Here is a 19,398-nt window from a genome sequence, read left to right as displayed (position 1 = left end):
CCCTCATCCATGACGGGCCCAGTTTCATGCCAGCAGCCGCCAAAATCGAACCGAAACTCATCTTCCGGCTCCAGTTCGAGCCGGAGGGGCGAATCGGGCGCGGCAAGATAGAGCTGCTTTCGCATATCAAGGAGACCGGCTCGATCTCCGCCGGCGGGCGGGCCATGGACATGTCCTATCGCCGGGCCTGGCTGCTCGTCGACGAGATGAACCGGATGTTCCGCCAGCCGGTGGTGGAATCCCAGCGCGGCGGCAAGCAGGGCGGCGGCGCGCTGCTGACGCCCTTCGGCGAGGCGCTGATCGCCCACTATCACGCCATGGAAGAAAAGGCGCAGGCGGCGCTTGCGGACGACATCGGCTGGATCGTCGCCAACCTTTCGGACTGATCTATTCCAGCGCCACCGTCTTGATGACGGCGTGCACCGGCTTGCCGGTGACAAGGCCGAGGCGTTCGACCGAGAGCGCCGTGATGCGGGCGCGGACGTGATCGCCGCCGCAGGCAATGGAAAGGCTCGCCATGCCCTCCCCGTCCGGTTCGATGGCGTCGATGACCCCATCGAGGATGTTGAGGGCGCTGAGGCCTTCCGGGCGCACCGTCGCCACCATGACGTCGCGGGCGGGAATGCGAAGGCGCACCGCCTCGCCGGGCGAGACGGCAGCGCCCGGCACGAGGATCGCCGCGCCGCCGGCAAGGCGGATCGCGGCAAGGCCGTGTTCGGCATCGCGCGCCTCGACATGGCCGGCAAGCACGCTGCCGGCCTCGCGGCGGTCGGCGGCGGAGGCAAGGCGCGGGCCGCCGAGCACATCGGAGGCCGGGCCGACGGCCTCGACGCGCCCGTCCGCCATCAGCACGACGCGGTCGGCGAGGCGCGCCACTTCCGCCACCGAATGGCTGACATAGACGATGGGCACGCCCGCTTCGTCGCGCAGGCGCTGGAGATAGGGCAGGATCTCGCCCTTGCGCTCCTCGTCGAGCGCGGCGAGCGGCTCGTCCATCAGGAGGAGGCGCGGCGAGGAGAGCAGCGCCCGGCCGATGGCGACGCGCTGCTTCTCGCCGCCGGAAAGGTTGGCCGGCTGGCGGTCGAGAAGGTCCGCGATGCCGAGGAGGTCGATGACGCGGTCGGCGTTTTCCGTGCGCGCGCCCTTCGGCAAGAACCAGCGGCCGTAATGGAGGTTCTGCCGCACGGTGAGATGCGGAAAGAGCCGCGCCTCCTGGAAGACATAGCCGAAGCGGCGGCGGTGCGGCGGCACGAAGCGGCCGCGGGCGGTATCGACCAGCACGTCGCCGTCGAGCACCACGCGGCCCTCGACCGGGCGCGCAAGGCCGGCGATGATGCGCACGAGCGAGGTCTTGCCCGAGCCGGAGCGGCCGAAGAGGGCCGTCACGCCCCCCTCGGAGGTGAAGGCGGCGTCCAGCGTGAAGGTGCCGAGCTTGTGGCGGATGTCGACGACGAGGCTCATTCGAGATGCACCTTGCGGCCGAGGCGCTGGGCGACGATTTCCGAGGCGAGCAGCGCGACCATGGAAATGGCGATGGCGACGACGGTGAGGCGCAGCGCCCCCGCGTCGCCCCCCGGCACCTGCGTGAAGGTGTAGATGGCGGCCGACAGGGTCTGCGTCTCGCCGGGAATGTTGGAAACGAAGGTGATGGTGGCGCCGAACTCGCCCATGGCCTTGGCGAAGGAAAGGATCATGCCGGCGATGACGCCGGGCAGGATGAGCGGCAGGGTGATGGTGAGGAAGATCCAGAGCGGGCTTGCGCCGAGCGTTCCGGCCGCTTCCTCCAGCTTGCGGTCAACCGCCTCGATGGACAGGCGTATGGAGCGCACCATCAGCGGAAAGCCCATGACGCCGCAGGCGAGCGCCGCACCGGTCCAGCGGAAGGACAGCACGATGCCGAACCACTCGTCGAGCACGGAACCGACGGGCCCGCGCCGGCCGAACAGGACGAGCAGGATGAAGCCGGTGACGACCGGCGGCAGGATGAGCGGCAGGTGGACGATGCCGTTCAGAAGCGACTTGCCCCAGAAGCGCCCGCGCGCGAGCGCCAGCGCGACGAGGATGCCGAGCGGCAGGCTGACGACCACGGCCACCGCCGAGACCCGAAGGCTCAACCGGATCGCCGTCCATTCCTCCGCGCTCAAGGCCAGCCAGTCCAATGCGTCTTCCTTCGAAATGCGAATGGCCCCTGGTATCTGGAGCCGGGTGGAAGAGTAAAGCGCCCCCCTTCCCTACTTCCCGTTTCTGCTTCCCTCCTCCCTCTCGCCTCCGTCATCCTCGGGCTTGACCCGAGGATCCATGCCGCGGGTGAGGCGGTGGATCCTCGGGTCAAGCCCGAGGATGACGTTGGAGAGGAGGTGCGGTCTCGGTGCCCCAATGCCCTCAGTGCCCCAGGCCCCATAGCGCCCCGAATACCCACAGCCCCATCAGGCTAGTATCCGGGGCTTTCGCGAATCTGCCCTATTTCAGGACGGTAAATCCCTGCTCGGTGAAGAACGGCGCGGCCTTGTCGGACTTCAGGAAGTCGAGATAGGCGCTCGCCGCCGGGCTCTTGGAATCGGCGAGGATGGCGACCGGGTAGATGATCGGCGGGTGGCTGTCTTCCGGGAAGGCGCCGACGATGGCGACGCCCGGATCGGCCGCGGCGTCCGTCTGGTAGACGATGCCGTAGGGCGCCTCGCCGCGCGAGACGAGGGCGAGCGCGGCGCGCACGCTCTCGGCGCCGGCCACCTTGCCCTCGACCGAGGACCAGATGCCGAGCTTTTCGAGCGCCGCCTTGCCGTACTTGCCGGCCGGCACGCTATCGACCGCGCCCATGGCGAGCTTGCCGTCGCCGATAAGGCCGGCAAGGTCGAAGCCTTCCTTGATCTCGACCTTGTCGGCCTTGTCCTTCGGCGCGATCAGCACGATGCGGTTGCCGAGGAGGTTGGAGCGGGTATCTTCCCTGATCAGCTTCTTTTCCGCGACATAATCCATCCAGGCAAGGTCTGCCGAGATGAAGAGATCGGCGGGGGCCGCCGCCTCGATCTGCTTGGCGAGCGCCGAGCTTGCGGCATAGGAGACGGTCGTCTCGTTGCCGGTTTCCTTCTGCCATTCGGCATTGGCGGCATCGAGCGCGTTCTTCATGCTCGCGGCGGCAAAGACGGTGACCTTGTCGGCGGCGGCGGCCGGCAGGGCGAGCGGCAGCGCGGCAAAGGCGGCGACGACCAGTTTCAAAAGCAGACGACGGTTCATTCCTGTTCTCCCTTTTCCTGCCTTCCGGCAGCGTAATATTGCATTGAATATATCGACGCTCGCGGCTTTGCCAGCGCTATATTTTCAAAAATATAGGGAAAATGCCTCAGGCAAACCGGAGGGAAGGTGCCGGATCAGAACAGGGCGTCGTCGAAAAGCTCGTCGTCGCTCTGGGGCGCGACGGGGGCGGCCGGGGCATCCACGGGTGTGCCGAAGAGGCGGGCATGGACCTCGCGCTCGGAGACCATGGTGTAGGTGCGCGCGATGCGCCCGCCGAGCTCGGCCATCGCCTCTTCGAGGCCGGCGGTCTCGGGAAGGCCGGGGCCGGTCAGCTCGCCGGCACGCGCCGCGCAGTCGGCCAGCACGTCGCCGAGTTCGGCATTGAAATCGAGGTCGGCGATCGTCTTGCCGGCCTTTGCCGAGACGTCCGCGCCGCAGGCGCGCAGCGCCGCCATGTCCTCTTCCATGCGGTCGCCCGCCCGGCGGATATGGTCGAGCACGTCCTCGAGATGCGCGTCGAGCGAGCCGCCGGCGGCCGCGCCCGCCTCGCCGAGCTTGCCGGCATCGAGCTCCAGCGACTTGAGGGCGGCGAGGATGTGTTCGGCGGTCTCATCGAGCTGGGCGGAGAAGGTGCGCAGCTCCGCGGTGACCACGTTGATCGCCCTGCCCTCTTCGCCGAGCTTGCTGCAGCGCAGGTTCGTGTTGAGCGCCATGTAGTGGATGTCGGTGCGCACGAGCTGGATGGTCTTCACGCCCTTCAGGAGTTCCTGCACCGTCTCGACGGTGCCGGAGCCGAGCGCGTTGGCCTTGCCGGCGGCAAGCTCGATCTCCTGCACCACGGCGCGGGCGGCCGCGATATCGGCCTCCAGCGTGCGCATGGCGCGGTCCGCCGAGCGGCCGTCGGCCGAATCCATGCCGCCGTGCAGCGCCATCAGCGCATCGATATCCCCGCCGAAGCTGCGGATCGTGCCGACGACCGTCCTGCATTCGCGCTCGAAATCGCGGGCGATCTCCACGAGCTGGTCGTGCACGAGGCAGCGCACGAGCGCCGTGAGGCGTTCGCCGCTCTCGCCGTCCAGCGTGCCGGCCGAAAGATACTCGTCGAGGAAGGCGAAGGCGGACTGGCAATGCTCGATGCGCTGGCGCGTGATGTCGCCGATCTGCATGGAGGAAAGCGTGGTGGCGACCTTGCCCTGTACCTGGCGCGCGGAGGTGCCGACGCGGGCGGCAAGCTGCGAGAGATGGCGGCGCTGGCCGGTGAGGTCGGCGGCATTGCGCGAGAGGTTGCCGGCGATATCGGGCACGCTGCGGCGGAAGCGCTCCAGCGCCTCCCCGCCGCCGGCCGAGGCCGCGCCGATCACGCCGGCGAGCGTGGAAATCTTCGCGCCGAGCGCGTTGACCTCGCGCGTGCCGAACTGGATGCGCTCAAGGATCTCCTCGGCGAAACCGGCGAAATCGGGGATGGCCGCGCCGGTGATCTTGGCGGTGGTGGCGAAGGTGCGCAGGTAGCGCAGCGTCTCCTGCATGGTCGCGATGTAGCCGCCGAGCGACTTTTCCGTGACGGCGACGGCGGCAAGGCGCTGCTGGCGCGTCTCCTCGATGCCCGGCAGGGCGGTGAGCCGCTCGACGGTGGCCGTCAGCCGGCCGGTGGTCGCCGCGGCGGTCTCCTCGTCGAGCGAGCCGGAAAGGTTCTCCAGCGATGCAACCAGCCGGTTCAGTACGTCCAGAACGGACAGGAGCACGACGCCACCATCGAGGAAACGCTGCTCGATGCGGGACCGGGCGCCTTCGAGGCGCGAGACGAGATCCGTCTCCGCCGTCTGCCGCTCCACCCGCGCTACGCTTGCTGCTCCTGACACGCCATACCCCATCCGCAAGAAATCCTGCCCGAAGCCTATGGGCAACAAGGTAACGGCCAGTAAATTCGCGATTTCTCATAAAGTAAAACGAGGCCCGTCAAGCCCGGTTCGGGCCCTTCTACCGCGGGATGCAGACACCCTCAGAATTAGGGATTTATAAATGATATCACTTATATCTAACTTTTCGGATTACTATTTAAAAATAATAGTTTATCATATTTCCCTTCCGTAACGTCAGGTGTTGCATCGCTTGCCCGCCGACTACCATGGGCTGAAAGACTCAACCGGGATTTACCGTTCATTAAACCTGATCGGCGATTCTGACGCGGGAAATACTCTGTGTCAGAAGGACTACCGGGGCCGCCATGTCCATCACCCTGCCCGGTGACGCGCCGTTAACCTTACCGGCGTCGCTCACGATCAAGAATATATCGGCTGTCCGGGAGATGATTCTGGACTTCATGAACAATAATTCGACCGCGGTACTTGATATCGACGAAGAGGCACAGGTCGATCTCAGCTTCGTGCAGCTCGTCGTGTCCGCCCGCAAGCAGGCGGAAGCCGGCGAAGGCCGCCTTCTACTTGCCCGCCCGGCCGCGGGCGACCTTTACGACGTGCTGAAGCGTGGCGGCTTCCTCGACGCGATGACGCCCGAGGCCGCACATTTCTGGTTGCATCAGGAGAAGAATTGATGACCGCAAAAATCCTGACCGTCGACGATTCCGCCAGCATCCGCCTGACGACGCGGGTGACGCTCGGCAATGCCGGCTACACGGTGGAAGAGGCGGTCGACGGCCTCGACGGCCTCAACAAGCTGAAGGCCGGCGAATACGACCTCGTCGTCACCGACCTCAACATGCCGAACATGGACGGCCTCACCATGATCCGCGAGCTGCGCAAGCTGCCCGCGCATACGGGCGTGCCGGTCATCTTCCTCACCACCGAATCCGACGGCGAGCTGAAGGCGCAGGCGAAGGCCGCCGGCGCCACGGGCTGGCTCACCAAGCCGTTCGATCCGGAAAGCCTCGTCAAGATCGCCAGGAAGGTCCTCGGAAAATGAGCAACCCGGACCCGATCTCCGTCTTCCGGACAGAAGCGGCCGAACTGCTGGAACAGATCGAGTCCGGCCTTCTTGACCTGACGCGCAGCCTCGACGACCGAGACCGGATCGACGCCGTGTTCCGCGGGCTGCACACGCTCAAGGGCTCCGGCGCGATGTTCGGCTTCGACGCGCTGGCCGCCTTCACCCACCATTGCGAGACCGCCTTCGACCGGGTGCGCAAGGGCGACGTGCCCGCGACGCACGAACTGGTCTCCGCGGTCCTTTCCGCGCAGGACCACATGCGCGCGCTCCTGGAAACGCCGAACGGCGACCACGACGCGATGAGCGCGACCCTGCTCGACAACCTGCACCGGGCCGTCAACGGCGGCGCGGGCGCTCCTGCCCCGGCCGTCGCGGCCGCCGCTGCGGTTTCCGCGCCCGCCGCACAAGCCGCCGGCGGCATGCGCGAATGGCGCATCCGCTTCAGCCTGCCGGCCAATGCCATGGCGAACGGCACCAACCCGCTCGGCCTTCTCGACGAGATGCGCGACCTCGGCGAATGCCGCATCGTCGCGGACGCCGCAAAGGTGCCGGTGCTTGCCGCGCTCGACCCGCGCGACATCCATCTTGCCTGGGACGTGACGCTCAGGAGCGAAAAGCCGCGCAGCGACATCGAGGACGTCTTCATCTTCGTCATGGACGATATGGAGCTGGAGATCACCGAGATCGCCGTCGAACAGCCGGCTCCCGCCCCCGTGGAAGCGCCCGCGGCAAAGCCCGCCGAGCGCGAGGCGCCGGCCGCGCAGGCCGTGAGCGATTCCAAGCAGGCGAAGTCGGCGGAGAACGTGCGCGTTCCGGCCGAACGGCTCGACGAGATGATGGACCGCGTCGGCGAGCTCGTCATCGCCCAGTCGCGCCTCACCCAGCTTGCCGGCACGGCGGCGGACCTCGGCCTTCGCTCCGTCTCGGAAGAGATCGAGCGGCTTTCCGGCGAATTGCGCGACACGATGATGGTGCTGCGCATGATGCCCGTCGCCAGCCTCTTCAGCCGCTTCCGCCGCCTCGTGCACGATCTTTCGCGCGAGACCGGCAAGGAAATCGAGCTTGTCACCGAGGGCGAGAGCACGGAGGTCGACAAGACGGTCATCGACCGGCTCGCCGATCCGCTCGTCCACCTCGTGCGCAACTCCATCGACCACGGCCTGGAAAAACCCGAGGAGCGCATCGCCGCCGGCAAGGAGCCGAAGGGCAAGGTCATCCTTTCGGCGCACCAGACGGGCGGCGAGGTCATCATCACCATCAAGGACGACGGGCGCGGCATCAACCGCGAGCGCGTGCGCGCCAAGGCGGAGGCCTCCGGCCTCATCCAGCCGGGCGCGATGCTGATGGACCAGGAGCTGCTGCAGCTCATCTTCCAGCCCGGCTTTTCCACCGCCCAGACCGTCACCAACCTTTCCGGCCGCGGCGTCGGCATGGACGTGGTGAAGAAGACGGTGGAGGCGCTGCGCGGGGCGATCGACATCACCAGCAAGCCGGGCGACGGCTCGGAAGTGTCGCTGCGCATTCCCCTGACGCTCGCCATCATCGACGGCCTGCTCGTGCGCGTCGGGCAGGGGTGCTACGTCATCCCGCTCTCGGCGGTCGAGGAATGCCTCGAACTCTCGCTCGAAGACGACCTGCGCTCGCGCGGGCGCTCCTTCATCTCGCTGCGCGACAGCCTCGTGCCGTTCCTGAGATTGCGCGAGCTCTTCCGCACCGGCACCGAGCCCGATCCGCACCAGAAGGTGGTCGTCATCTCGACGGGCGCCGAGCGGGTGGGCCTCGTCGTCGACCAGATCATCGGCGACCACCAGACGGTCATCAAATCCATGTCCAAGCTGCACCATGACGTCGCCACCTTCTCGGGCGCGACCATCCTCGGGGACGGTAGCGTCGCGCTGATCCTCGACGTCACACATCTGGTCGCAGCCGGCCAGCACCAGGAGGCGCAATTGCGCGCGGCAGGATGAGCGAAGCAGCACGGAAAATCGACTACGACGCGATCTGGGGCGAGGAGGAGGACCTGTCCGTCCTCACCTTCAACCTCAACGGCGAGACCTTCGCCATCGAGGCGATCGTGGTGCAGGAAATCCTCGATCTCCTGCCGGAAACCCATGTTCCCGGCAGCAAGCCCTTCGTTTCCAGCGTCATCAACTTCCGCGGCAAGGTGATCCCGCTCGCCGACATCCGCCTCGCCTTCGGCATGGACGCCACGGACACCACCATCGACAGCCGCATCATCGTCATCGAACTCGACCTCGACGACGAACCGACGCTGATCGGCATCCGCACCGACAAGGTCAACGAAGTCACCATGCTTCCGCGCCTTGCCAGCGAAGCGCCGCCGAGCGTGGGCATGCGCTGGCGCGCCGACTACATAAGCTGCCTCGTCAAGCGCGGCGGCGAATTCATCATCGTCCCGAACCTGCATGCGATCTTCTCCTCAAGGAAAGACCGCGCCGGCACGACCCAAGCGCCGAACTAGGCCCCGAGGAGAGACCCATGCGCTTCACCATCAAACTCAAACTGTTCCTGGCCTTCGGCTTCATCATGGCCATCCTGGCGGGCACCGCCGGCTACGGCATCGTGAACCTCGGCGCCCTCAACGATACGCTCGGCCACGTCATCACGGGCCCGGCCGCGCGCCTCAGCCTCGCGCAGGAACTCAACATCCTGCAGCTCCAGCAGATCCGCCAGCAGAAGAACATGCTGTCTTCCGCCAGCACCGCCGAGACGAACAAGTATATCGCGGTCAGCGACAAGGCCCGCGCCGACTTCGACACGGCCTTCCAGGACGTGACGGCGAAGGCGACCGAGCAGGGCAAGGCCTTCTGGACCAAGCTCGACGCGCTCACCGCACGGTTCCGCCAGCAGGACGACCGCATCCGCAGCATGATGCTGGCGGGCGATGCCGCGGGCGCCCTTCGCGTTTCGTCGTCGGAAGCGCGCACCGTCGCAACCGATATCGACGCCCTGCTCGCCGAAGTGGTCGACCTCGAGCAATCCCGCCTTCAGGAGGCCGACGACCAGGCCGAGGCACAGTATGCGAGCACCCGCACGATCATGATCGCCGTCGCGTCCATCGCCTTCGTGATCGCCGGCGTCGCCGCCTTCTGGATCGTGCTGTCGATCAACCGCGGCCTCGGCCGTGCCGTCGGCGCCGTGCAGAACGTGGCGGACGGCGACCTCTCGCGCTTTGCCGACATCACCACCCGCGACGAGATCGGCGACCTGCTCGGCCACGTCAACACGATGATCGAGCGCCTGCGCGGCGTCGTCGCCGATGCGCTCTCGGCCTCCGACAACGTCTCCTCCGGCAGCCAGGAACTCTCGGCAAGCTCCGAGCAGCTCTCGCAGGGCGCGACGGAACAGGCGTCCTCCGCCGAAGAGGCCTCCGCCTCGATGGAAGAAATGGCCTCCAACATCAAGCAGAACGCCGACAACGCCGCCCAGACCGAGAAGATCGCCCGCCAGTCCTCCAAGGACGCGGAAGCCTCGGGCCTTGCCGTCGGGCGCGCCGTCACGGCGATGCGCACGATCGCGGAAAAGATCTCCATCGTGCAGGAGATCGCCCGCCAGACGGACCTTCTCGCCCTCAACGCGGCCGTCGAGGCGGCCCGTGCCGGCGAGCACGGCAAGGGCTTTGCCGTCGTCGCCTCGGAAGTGCGCAAGCTCGCCGAGCGCAGCCAGGCGGCCGCCGCCGAGATCAGCGCCCTTTCCGGCGAGACGGTTTCCGTCGCCACGGAAGCCGGCGAGATGCTGAACCGGCTGGTGCCGGACATCCGCAAGACCGCCGAACTGGTTTCCGAGATTTCCGCCGCCTGCCGCGAGCAGGACATCGGCGCCTCGCAGATCAACGAGGCGATCCAGCAGCTCGACAAGGTGACCCAGCAGAATGCCGGCGCCTCGGAAGAAATGTCGGCGACCTCGGAAGAGCTTGCCGCCCAGGCCGAGGAGCTTCAGGCCTCCATCGCCTTCTTCCGCGTCGACAGCGCCGCCGTCGGCCGCAAGGAACCGAGCCACGCCGACAAGCTGCGCGCCACCGCCGCGAAGATGGCGACCTCCGCCCCCGTCAAGCGCCCCGCCGCAGCACCGGCCCAGCGCCCGGCGCCGGTAACGGCCAAGGCAACGCGCACCAACGGCTTTGCCCTTGACATGTCGATGGGCGGCCCGGACGCCGACGACGCGGACTTCCGCGAAAGCGCCTGATCATCGTCATGGCGGCGCGTCCGGCAACGGACGCGCCGCGCCAGTCAACCCGGCGCATGTAGGCGCCGGCGCAAGGGCTGCATGGCAGCCCGCGGAAGGGTGAGTGTATCGGTCTTCACGCATGGGAGCGCCGCGGTCGCGGCCGCTCCGCCCTTAACAGGCATCTGCGACAAGGAGATTCCGGGATGCGCCTCACCATCAAACTGAAGCTGGGCCTTGCCTTCGGCTTCCTGATTGCCCTTCTTTGCCTTTCGGCCGGCATCGGCATCCGCGAGCTCGACGCGATGAACACGCTGCGCAACGACCTCATCGAAGGCCCGATCGAACAGGACGACTACGCCAACGACCTTGCGGCCGCCTTCGACGGCCTCGGCCTTGCCGAGGGCGACCTGCTGATGGCCAACTCGCTCGAGCGCACCAACAAGGCGAAGGCGACCATTGCCGCCGAACGCGAAGCCTTCGAGAAGGCCCTCAACGAGGGCGAGAACGACGCGACCGGCGAATTCAAGGCCAAGTGGCAGGACATCCGCGATTTCTGGGACGACTACGTCGCCATCAACGACAGGATCATCGCGCTCATGGCGTCCGGCCAGCGCGAGCTGGCGCTGGAGGTCAACCAGACCGAAGGCTCCGTCGCCGCCGACAAGCTCGACGAGATGACCAAGGGCCTTTCCGCCCTGACCGAAGCGGCCATCACGAATTCCGACAGCGTGGCCGACGCCAGCTACGACACGGCGTTCTACACGCTCATCACGCTCGCGCTTGCCGCCTTTATCCTTTCCACCGGCGCCGCCGTCTGGATCGCGCTCGGCATCAATGGCGGCCTGCGCAAGATCCGCGACGTCGCCGAGGCCGTCGCCGTCGGCGATCTCGACAAGAGCGTCGAGGTCAAGACGAACGACGAGATCAAGGACCTCGTCGACACGATCAACGTGATGACCGGCAACCTGCGCAACACGGCAACCATCGCCGACCAGATCGCCAACGGCGACCTTACCGTCACGCCGAAGCCGCTTTCCGGCAAGGACACGCTCGGCCTTTCGCTCGAAAGCATGGTGGAACGCCTGCGCGGCGTCGTTGCAGATGCGCTCTCGGCCGCCAACAATGTCTCCTCCGGCAGCCAGGAACTCTCGGCAAGCTCCGAGCAGCTTTCGCAGGGTGCGACGGAACAGGCCTCCTCCGCCGAAGAGGCTTCCGCCTCGATGGAGGAGATGGCCGCGAACATCAAGCAGAACGCCGACAACGCCGCCCAGACCGAGAAGATCGCCCGCCAGTCCGCCAAGGATGCCGAGGCCTCCGGCGAGGCGGTCGGCCGCGCTGTCGGCGCCATGCGCACCATTGCCGAGAAGATCTCCATCGTGCAGGAGATCGCCCGCCAGACCGACCTTCTCGCCCTCAACGCGGCCGTCGAGGCCGCCCGCGCCGGCGAGCACGGCAAGGGCTTTGCCGTCGTCGCGTCGGAAGTGCGCAAGCTCGCCGAGCGCAGCCAGGCGGCCGCCGCCGAGATCAGCACGCTCTCCGGCCAGACGGTCTCCGTCGCGACGGAAGCGGGCGAGATGCTGAACCGGCTGGTGCCGGACATCCGCAAGACCGCCGAACTGGTTTCCGAGATTTCCGCCGCCTGCCGCGAGCAGGACATCGGCGCCTCGCAGATCAACGAGGCGATCCAGCAGCTCGACAAGGTGACCCAGCAGAACGCCGGCGCCTCGGAAGAGATGTCCGGCACATCGGAGGAACTCGCCGCCCAGGCCGAGGAACTCCAGACCTCCATCGCCTTCTTCCGCGTCGACCGCGCCTCCGGCGTCCCGGCCGCGGCCCAGCATCGCCCGGCATCCCACGCCGCGCGCCCGGCCGCAAAGCCTGCCGCGGCGGCCGTTCGCAAGTCCGACAACAGCGTCAACGCCCAGCAGGCCCGCGCCCGCGGCTTTGCCCTCGACATGTCGATGGGCGGCCCGGATGCAGACGACGCAGACTTCAGGGAAAGCGCTTGATCATGGCCGGCACGTCCTCCGAATCTCAGTACGTCACCTTCTCGCTCGACAACGAGGTCTTCGCGGTGCCCGTCTCGGTCGTGCGCGAAATCCTCGACCACGAGGACGCCTTCAAGATCCCGCACGGGCCGGATTACCTGCTGGGGCTTCGGGACGTGCGCGGCCAGGGCGTGCCGGTGATCGACCTGCGCCTTCGCCTCGGCATGTCGAAGACCGAGAAGACCCCGCACACGCGGGCGCTCGTGCTCGACGTGCCGATCGGTGAGAAAATCCTCACCCTCGGCCTCGTCGCCGACCGGGTCTACGAGGTCGTTCCCTTCCGGGACGAGGAGATCGAGGGCGCGCCGGACATCGGCGTGCGCTGGCCCTCCGACTACATTGCAGGCGTGGTGCGCCGCAACGGCGGCTTCGTCGTCATCGTCGATCTTGCGCGGCTCTTCTCCGGCGCGGAAGTGGCGATGATGGGCTCGGCGGGCCGCCTCGCCGCCACCGCATAAGAACCGGGAGAACGGGTGTGGGAGCAGCATTGCGGGCGCAGGTGAGCGAAGACGGCCTGAGCAGCCGGAATTTCGAGGCCCTGTCGCGCTATATCTACGATTACAGCGGCATCAAGATGCCGATCACCAAGCTGACGATGCTGGAGGGCCGCCTGCGGCGGCGCCTCCGGGCGACCGGCATTCCCAGCTTCAACGCCTATTGCGACTATCTCTTCAAGCACGGCGGCATCGAGAAGGAGGCGATCTTCCTCATCGACGCCGTGACGACGAACAAGACGGACTTCTTCCGCGAGCCCAAGCATTTCGAGTTCATGGAGCAGGTCGGCCTGCCGGAGCTTGCGGCGGCCGGCCACCGGCGGCTGCGCCTGTGGAGCGCGGCCTGCTCCATCGGCGCCGAGCCCTATACGATGGCGATGGTAATGCAGGATTTCGTCGAGAGCCGGTCGGGCATCGACTACCGCATCCTCGCCACGGACCTTTCGACGGACGTACTTGGCGCGGCCCGCCGCGGCGTCTATCCGCGCGACATGATCCAGCCGGTGCCGGCGGAGATGCAGCGGCGCTACGTGATGGTCTCGCGCGATGCCGGGCGGGGCGAGGTGCGCATTCATCCGCGCCTGCGCTCGGCCATCGGCTTTGCGCGCATGAACCTCATGGACAACGCCTACAGGGTGGGCGACCCCATGCACATGATCTTCTGCCGCAACGTGCTCATCTATTTCGACAAGCCGACGCAGGCCAGGGTGCTGTCGCGGCTGTGCGACTGCCTCGCCCCCGGCGGCTTCCTCTATGTGGGCCACTCCGAAACGGTCACCGGCATCAGCCTGCCGGTGCGCCAGGTCGCCAACACGGTTTTCAAGAAGATCTGAATGCCCCTGCCCGGAAAAAAGATCCGCGTCCTCATCATCGACGACTCGGCGAGCGTGCGCCAGGCGCTGACCCGCGTTCTGGAGGAGGATCCGGAAATCGAGGTGATGGGCGCGGCCTCCGACCCCTTCATGGCGGCGCGGAAGATCCAGGAGGAAATTCCCGACGTCATCACGCTCGACGTGGAAATGCCGCGCATGGACGGCATCACCTTCCTGCGCAAGATCATGTCGCAGCGGCCAATCCCCGTCGTCATGTGCTCCTCGCTGACCGAGGAGGGCTCCGAGACGCTGATGCAGGCGCTGGAGGCCGGCGCCGTCGACATCATCCTCAAGCCGCGGATCGGCGCGGCGGACCATCTTGCCGAATCGGGCACGCGCATCCGCGAGGCGGTGAAAGGCGCGGCCGTCGCCCGGCTCGGCACGAACCGGCGCGCCGCCGCCGCCCCGAGCGGGCCGAGCGCGAAGCTCACCGCCGATGCCGTGCTGCCGCCGCCGAGCGGGCGCGCCATGGCCAAGACGACCGAGATGGTCGCCTGCATCGGCGCCTCGACGGGCGGCACGGAGGCGCTGCGCGTGCTGCTGGAGCAGTTGCCGGCCAACTCCCCCGGCATCGTCATCGTCCAGCACATGCCGGAAAAGTTCACCGCCGCCTTCGCAAAGCGGCTGAACAGCCTGTGCGAGATGGAGGTCAAGGAAGCCGTGCATGGCGATCCCGTCCTGCGCGGGCATGTGCTGATCGCCCCCGGCGACCGCCACATGATGCTGGAGCGGCAGGGCGCGCGCTACCATGTCGCGGTGCGCGAAGGCCCCCTTGTCTCGCGCCACCGGCCCTCCGTCGACGTGCTCTTCCGCTCCGCCGCGCGCGCGGCCGGCGGCAACGCCATGGGGGTCATCATGACCGGCATGGGCGACGACGGCGCGCGCGGCATGGCCGAGATGCACCAGGCCGGCGCCTATACCGTGGCGCAGGACGAGGCCTCCTCCGTCGTCTTCGGCATGCCCAAGGAGGCGATCGCCCATGGCGGGGTCGACAAGATCCTGCCGCTCGACCAGATCGCCCGGGAAATCCTCGCCGCCGACCGGCGCCGATAGGCGTTTTTCACCGGCTGTTAACCATGATTGGCGAGGATGGAGGCGCACCATGCAGGGTGCTTCCTTCCGAGCGATGACCGGCTCGCCAACCCTCCGGGGAGCCTCATGCCCGTCATCACCTTCGCCAACACCAAGGGCGGCGCCGGCAAGACCACCGCCGTGCTGCTGCTCGCCACCGAGCTTGCCCGCCTCGGCTTCCGCGTCTCGGTGCTCGACGCCGACCCCCAACACTGGATCACCCGCTGGCACGAGAATTCCGGCAGCCTCGTCGGCGGCCGCCTTTCCGTCGTACCCTATGTGACGATGAGCACCATCGACCGGCAGGTGGCCGAGGAGAAGGCGCGCGCCGATTTCGTGCTCGTCGACCTGCCCGGCTCGCGCAGCTCGCTGCTCGCCAAGGCCGTCGGCCATGCCGACTACGTGCTGATTCCCGTGCAGGGCTCGGCCATGGACGCCCAGGGCGGGGCGAACGTCATCGAGCTGCTGCAATACCTGGAAGACAAGGCCGATATCCGCATCCGCCATTCCGTCGTGCTCACCCGCGTCAACTCTATGGTGACGACGCGCGCCATGCAGGCGGTGAAGGACCTGCTCGCCGCCCGCCGCGTGCACCTGCTCGAAACGCCGATCATCGAGCGCGCCGCCTTCCGCGACATCTTCGGCTGCGCCGGCACGCTCTATTCGATGGATGCGAAACGCATCAGCAACCTCGACAAGGCGCAGGAGAACGCCCGCGCGCTGGCGCTGGAAGTGCTGCGGCAGATCCCGGCCGCCGTCCGCCAGTCCGGAAAGGCGCCGCTGCGAAACGTCGCCTGAGGCGAATCACAACTTCCGCGAAGAACCGCATCATGCCCGGGCCTGCCCCGGGCATTCGTCGTTCTGCGCACACGCGGCATGGCCACCGGGCCGGGCCCGTCCGCTGCCGTTCTGTCTTCTCATCGGGGAAATTGGGTCCTGAAATGGAAAAGCCTGCCGCGGGAGGAGGAGGCGGCAGGCTTTCCGATAGAACCGAATGGCGACTGGGAGGAGGAGTGTCGCCATTCCCGCAGTCGGTCTTGGGAGGAGGAGTAGACCTTCTGCAACATCGAAACTTCGTGGGAGGAGGTACGTTGTTTCGATAAGTATGACTATACGCGATTCCTGATTATTTCATAGGCATCGTTTTGCAAGGCAGCTATGCGTTATGCGCTTGGCGTATGCCTCAATCATGCCGAATCGGCCTAGCCGGCCTTCGCTTCTTCGCACATGCAAAAACGCCCGCCGGAGGGCGGGCGTTGCAGGAATTGCCGGCTTGCGGCGTATCGGCTCAGAAGCCGACGGCAGCGCGGGCGACAGCCTTGATCTGCGAGCGCTCGATGCCCAGATCGCTGAGTTCGCGGGCGGTCATGCGGTCGAGTTCGTTGATGGTCTGACGGTACTTGCGCCAATTGCTGAAGGAACGTGCCATGTTCATGATGATCCCCTTTCCTGAGGCTCTCTGTTCGGCACCGATCCGTGGCGCCGCGTCTTTCGATGGGTGCTTTATACGTCGATGCTGCGATGCGAAACAGCGCCAAGTCGGCACGCCACCCATGCAGCTGACGCATGGGTAAAAGGCCCGCCCCTTCGGCCTGCCGAGATCCGGTCGAAAAGCGTTGCGCCGCCCCGGCGATCCGCTAGGGTCGTGCCGCCGGTCCGGGACTTGCTCGGGAGACTGTCGGAACTGGTCGCGGACGAGTCGCAGACAGGCTGCACAGGCGCCGGGCGAGGCCCTAAAATCGGCCGCAAATTCTCATTGGGGTCTCAAGAATGGCAGAGTTTCCGCAAAAGGCGAAGGTCGTCATCATCGGTCTGGGCGGCATCGTGGGCGCATCCATCGCCCATCATCTCATCGAGCGCGGATGGGACGATATCGTGGGCATCGACAAGTCGGGCATCCCGACCGACATCGGTTCGACGGCGCATGCCTCGGACTTCTGCTACACGACGAGCCACGACTACCTTTCGGTCTGGACAACCCAGTATTCCATCGATTTCTACGAGAAGATGGGCCACTACGCCCGCATCGGCGGCCTCGAAGTCGCCCGCACGGGCGACGATACATGGATGGAAGAGATCAAGCGCAAGCTCTCCTCCGCCAAGGCCTTTGGCACGCGCGCGCGCTATGTCTCGCCGTCCGAGATCAAGGACATGTTCCCGCTGATCGAGGAAGACCAGGTGCAGGGCGGCCTCTTCGACCCCGACGCCGGCCTCGTCATTCCCCGCTCGCAGACCGTCGCCGGCAAGCTGGTCGACGCCGCCGAGAAATCCGGCAAGCTGCAGGTCTTCGGCAACACGCCCGCAACCTCGCTCCTCGTCGAGAACGGCCATATCAAGGGCGTCGTCACCCATCGCGGCACGATCATGGCGGACCACGTCATCGTCTGCGCCGGCATCTGGGGCCGCCTCATCGCCGAAATGGTCGGCGAGGACCTGCCGGTCATGCCGGTCGACCATCCGCTGACCTTCTTCGGCCCGTACAACGAATTCGAAGGCACCGGCAAGGAAATCGGCTTCCCGCTGCTGCGCGACCAGGGCAATTCGGCCTATATGCGCGATACGGGCGATCCGAAGACCACCGAGGGCGGCCAGATCGAGTGGGGCTACTACGAGACCACCAATCCGCGTCTCTGCCACCCGCGCGACATTCTCGAGAAGCACGAGGCGCGCCTTTCGCCCTCGCAGCGCGACCTCGACATGGAGCAGATCATCGAACCGCTCGAAAAGGCGATGGAGCTGACGCCGATCCTCGGCGAGCTCGGCTATAACGAGGGCCATTCCTTCAACGGCCTGCTGCAGGTCTCCGCCGCCGGCGGGCCCTCCTGCGGCGAGAGCCAGAAGGTGCGCGGGCTCTGGTACTGCGTCGCCATCTGGGTCAAGGACGGCCCCGGCTACGGCAAGCTCATCGCCGACTGGATGACGGACGGCCGCACGGAGATCGACCACAACTCGATCGACTACGCACGCTTCTACCCGCACCAGCTCGAAGAGAAGTTCATCGAGGGCCGCACCTTCGAGGCCGCGCAGAAGATCTACTTCCCGGCCGTCCACACGCGCGAGCCCTATGCCAGCGGCCGGGGCGTCAAGCGCTCGCCCTTCTACGAGCGCGAAGTGGAACTCGGCGGCTACTTCATGGAGCTCGGCGGCTGGGAGCGCGCGCACGGCTACAAGGCCAACGAGCATCTTCTGGAAAAATACGGCGACCGCGTGCCGGTGCGCGAGAACGAATGGGACAGCCGCCACTTCTGGCGCGTCTCCAATGCCGAGCATCTGGCGATGAGCGAGGATTGCGGCATCGTCAACCTCTCGCATTTCCACATGGTCGATATCGAAGGCCCCGACCACGTCGAGCTTCTGGAATGGCTCTGCGCGGCGAAGATCGGCGGCGACGGCAATGTCGGCAAGGGCATCTACACCCACTTCCTCGACGACGAGGGCATGGTGCGCGCCGACTTTACCGTCTTCCGCATGGCGGACCGCTGCCGCCTCGTCAACGGCGCCGATGCCGGCCCGCGCGACTTCCACTACATGAAGCGCGTCGCCGAGGACCGCGGCCTCGACGTCACCATCACCGACGTCTCGGAGAAGTTCATCACCATCGGCATCTGGGGCCCGAACGCCCGCGAGACGCTCAAGAAGGTGGTGGCGGACCCGGCAGGACTCGACCAGGAGAACTTCGCCTTCGCCGCGATCAAGCAGATCGAGATCGCCGGCAAGCCCGTCACCGCCTTCCGCATCTCCTATGTCGGCGAGCAGGGCTGGGAGCTGCACATGAAGTACGAGGACGGCCTTGCCGTCTGGGATGCGCTGCGCGCCACCGGCGTCATGGCCTTCGGCGTCGAGACCTATGCCAACTCGCGCCGCATGGAAAAGAGCCTGCGCCTCCAGAACGCCGACCTTCTCACCCAGTACAACCTCATCGAGGCCGACCTTGCCCGCCCGAAGGTCAAGGAAGCCGATTTCCGCGGCAAGGCCAAGCACCTCGAATACAAGGCGCGCGACCACCAGCCCGCCATGCTCTGCACGCTCGTCATGACGGAGAACACCGACAGGAACGGCGTGAAGCGCTACCCGCTCGGCAACCTGCCGGTCATGGATCCCGAGACGGGCGAGGTGCTGGTCGACGAACTCGGCCGCCGCTCCTACACGACCTCCATCGCCTTCGGCCCGACCATCGGCAAGAACATCGCGCTCGCCTACCTGCCGTGGGCCTATTGCCAGGAAGGCCGCAAGCTCAACATCTCGTACTTCGACGAGACCTATCCGGTCGAGGTGGTCGGCATCGGCTACAAGCCGCTCTACGACCCGGAGAACCTGAAGCCGCGAACGTAAGCGGCAAAGCCATCAAAAAAGGGCGTGCCGGCGGAAGCGGGCACGCCCTTTTTCATTTTGGGGAATGCCTATGGGGTCGTTCCACTCCCCTACTCTCTCCCTCTCTCTCTCACCTCTCCTCCGTCATCCTTATCTGTGTATCGCGCGAGAATATTGTATGTTCGCGTTGCGGCAGCGTACCTCGTCATCCCAGGTCGCCAGAGACCGTGTCCGAGC

At 66.5% G+C, this 19,398-nt stretch carries 16 protein-coding genes and 2 pseudogenes; 13 read left to right on the top strand and 5 right to left on the bottom strand.

Annotated elements, in window-relative coordinates; all coding sequences use genetic code 11:
• Positions 1-26: 26 nt before the first annotated feature.
• Positions 27-386 carry a winged helix-turn-helix domain-containing protein gene (locus HNQ66_RS21810; protein WP_184146739.1) on the top strand — a complete coding sequence of 120 codons (360 nt, stop codon included), beginning with the start codon at positions 27-29 and terminating at the stop codon, positions 384-386.
• A gap of 1 nt (position 387) precedes the next feature.
• Here the strand turns inward: HNQ66_RS21810 and modC are convergent, their stop codons facing one another.
• The 4 genes from modC to HNQ66_RS21790 form a co-directional block, all read right to left on the bottom strand.
• Entirely contained in the window at positions 388-1,461 is a 1,074-nt protein-coding gene (modC, locus tag HNQ66_RS21805) for a molybdenum ABC transporter ATP-binding protein (protein ID WP_184146737.1), read from the bottom strand.
• Positions 1,458-2,159 (bottom strand): molybdate ABC transporter permease subunit, encoded by a 702-nt coding sequence (gene modB, locus HNQ66_RS21800; RefSeq protein WP_184146735.1) that lies wholly within the window; start codon positions 2,157-2,159, stop codon positions 1,458-1,460. The genes modC and modB overlap by 4 nt, the downstream gene beginning before the upstream one ends.
• Positions 2,160-2,460: 301 nt before the next feature.
• Positions 2,461-3,234, bottom strand: a complete 774-nt coding sequence (gene modA / locus HNQ66_RS21795; RefSeq protein WP_184146733.1) for a molybdate ABC transporter substrate-binding protein — start codon at positions 3,232-3,234, stop codon at positions 2,461-2,463.
• A gap of 134 nt (positions 3,235-3,368) precedes the next feature.
• Positions 3,369-5,093, bottom strand: a complete 1,725-nt coding sequence (locus HNQ66_RS21790; protein WP_184146731.1) for a hypothetical protein — start codon at positions 5,091-5,093, stop codon at positions 3,369-3,371.
• A 365-nt stretch (positions 5,094-5,458) separates the two neighbouring features.
• On the opposite strand from HNQ66_RS21790, the gene HNQ66_RS21785 reads away from it, so the two are divergent.
• The 11 genes and pseudogenes from HNQ66_RS21785 to HNQ66_RS21740 all read left to right on the top strand — a co-directional run bounded on the left by HNQ66_RS21785 (position 5,459) and on the right by HNQ66_RS21740 (position 15,648).
• Positions 5,459-5,785 (top strand): STAS domain-containing protein, encoded by a 327-nt coding sequence (locus tag HNQ66_RS21785; RefSeq protein ID WP_184146729.1) that lies wholly within the window; start codon positions 5,459-5,461, stop codon positions 5,783-5,785.
• On the top strand, positions 5,785-6,153 hold the full coding sequence (locus HNQ66_RS21780) for a response regulator (protein ID WP_184146727.1): 369 nt from the start codon (positions 5,785-5,787) through the stop codon (positions 6,151-6,153). Before HNQ66_RS21785 ends, HNQ66_RS21780 begins: the two co-directional genes overlap by 1 nt.
• Positions 6,150-8,144: a chemotaxis protein CheA gene (locus HNQ66_RS21775; protein ID WP_184146725.1), complete on the top strand. Its 1,995-nt coding sequence runs from the start codon at positions 6,150-6,152 to the stop codon at positions 8,142-8,144. Before HNQ66_RS21780 ends, HNQ66_RS21775 begins: the two co-directional genes overlap by 4 nt.
• Complete coding sequence (locus tag HNQ66_RS21770) at positions 8,141-8,659, top strand: chemotaxis protein CheW (protein WP_184146723.1); 519 nt, start codon at positions 8,141-8,143, stop codon at positions 8,657-8,659. The genes HNQ66_RS21775 and HNQ66_RS21770 overlap by 4 nt, the downstream gene beginning before the upstream one ends.
• A gap of 17 nt (positions 8,660-8,676) precedes the next feature.
• Positions 8,677-9,159: pseudogene (locus HNQ66_RS23830) on the top strand (MCP four helix bundle domain-containing protein); the annotation flags it as partial.
• A gap of 96 nt (positions 9,160-9,255) precedes the next feature.
• Positions 9,256-10,383, top strand: a pseudogene (locus tag HNQ66_RS21765) (methyl-accepting chemotaxis protein); the annotation flags it as partial.
• Positions 10,384-10,568: 185 nt separating this feature from the next.
• Entirely contained in the window at positions 10,569-12,374 is a 1,806-nt protein-coding gene (locus HNQ66_RS21760) for a methyl-accepting chemotaxis protein (protein ID WP_184146719.1), read from the top strand.
• A gap of 2 nt (positions 12,375-12,376) precedes the next feature.
• Positions 12,377-12,871 carry a chemotaxis protein CheW gene (locus HNQ66_RS21755; protein ID WP_184146717.1) on the top strand — a complete coding sequence of 165 codons (495 nt, stop codon included), beginning with the start codon at positions 12,377-12,379 and terminating at the stop codon, positions 12,869-12,871.
• 17 nt (positions 12,872-12,888) lie between these two features.
• The gene (locus tag HNQ66_RS21750; RefSeq protein WP_184146715.1) at positions 12,889-13,740 is read left to right on the top strand and encodes a CheR family methyltransferase; all 852 of its coding nucleotides are present in this window, start codon (positions 12,889-12,891) and stop codon (positions 13,738-13,740) included.
• Positions 13,741-14,832 carry a protein-glutamate methylesterase/protein-glutamine glutaminase gene (locus HNQ66_RS21745; protein ID WP_184146713.1) on the top strand — a complete coding sequence of 364 codons (1,092 nt, stop codon included), beginning with the start codon at positions 13,741-13,743 and terminating at the stop codon, positions 14,830-14,832.
• A 105-nt stretch (positions 14,833-14,937) separates the two neighbouring features.
• Positions 14,938-15,648, top strand: coding sequence for a ParA family protein (locus tag HNQ66_RS21740; RefSeq protein WP_184146711.1), 711 nt, complete (start codon positions 14,938-14,940; stop codon positions 15,646-15,648).
• A gap of 490 nt (positions 15,649-16,138) precedes the next feature.
• On the opposite strand, the gene HNQ66_RS21735 is transcribed toward HNQ66_RS21740, so the two are convergent.
• Positions 16,139-16,285 (bottom strand): DUF1127 domain-containing protein, encoded by a 147-nt coding sequence (locus HNQ66_RS21735; RefSeq protein WP_184146709.1) that lies wholly within the window; start codon positions 16,283-16,285, stop codon positions 16,139-16,141.
• 335 nt (positions 16,286-16,620) lie between these two features.
• On the opposite strand from HNQ66_RS21735, the gene HNQ66_RS21730 reads away from it, so the two are divergent.
• Positions 16,621-19,182 carry a GcvT family protein gene (locus tag HNQ66_RS21730; protein WP_184146707.1) on the top strand — a complete coding sequence of 854 codons (2,562 nt, stop codon included), beginning with the start codon at positions 16,621-16,623 and terminating at the stop codon, positions 19,180-19,182.
• Positions 19,183-19,398: the final 216 nt, after the last annotated feature.

The sequence above is a fragment of the Shinella fusca genome, assembly GCF_014203155.1.
GTDB lineage: Bacteria > Pseudomonadota > Alphaproteobacteria > Rhizobiales > Rhizobiaceae > Shinella > Shinella fusca.
Note: the sequence above shows the minus strand (reverse complement) of the source record. Positions and strands in the feature narration are given on the sequence as shown.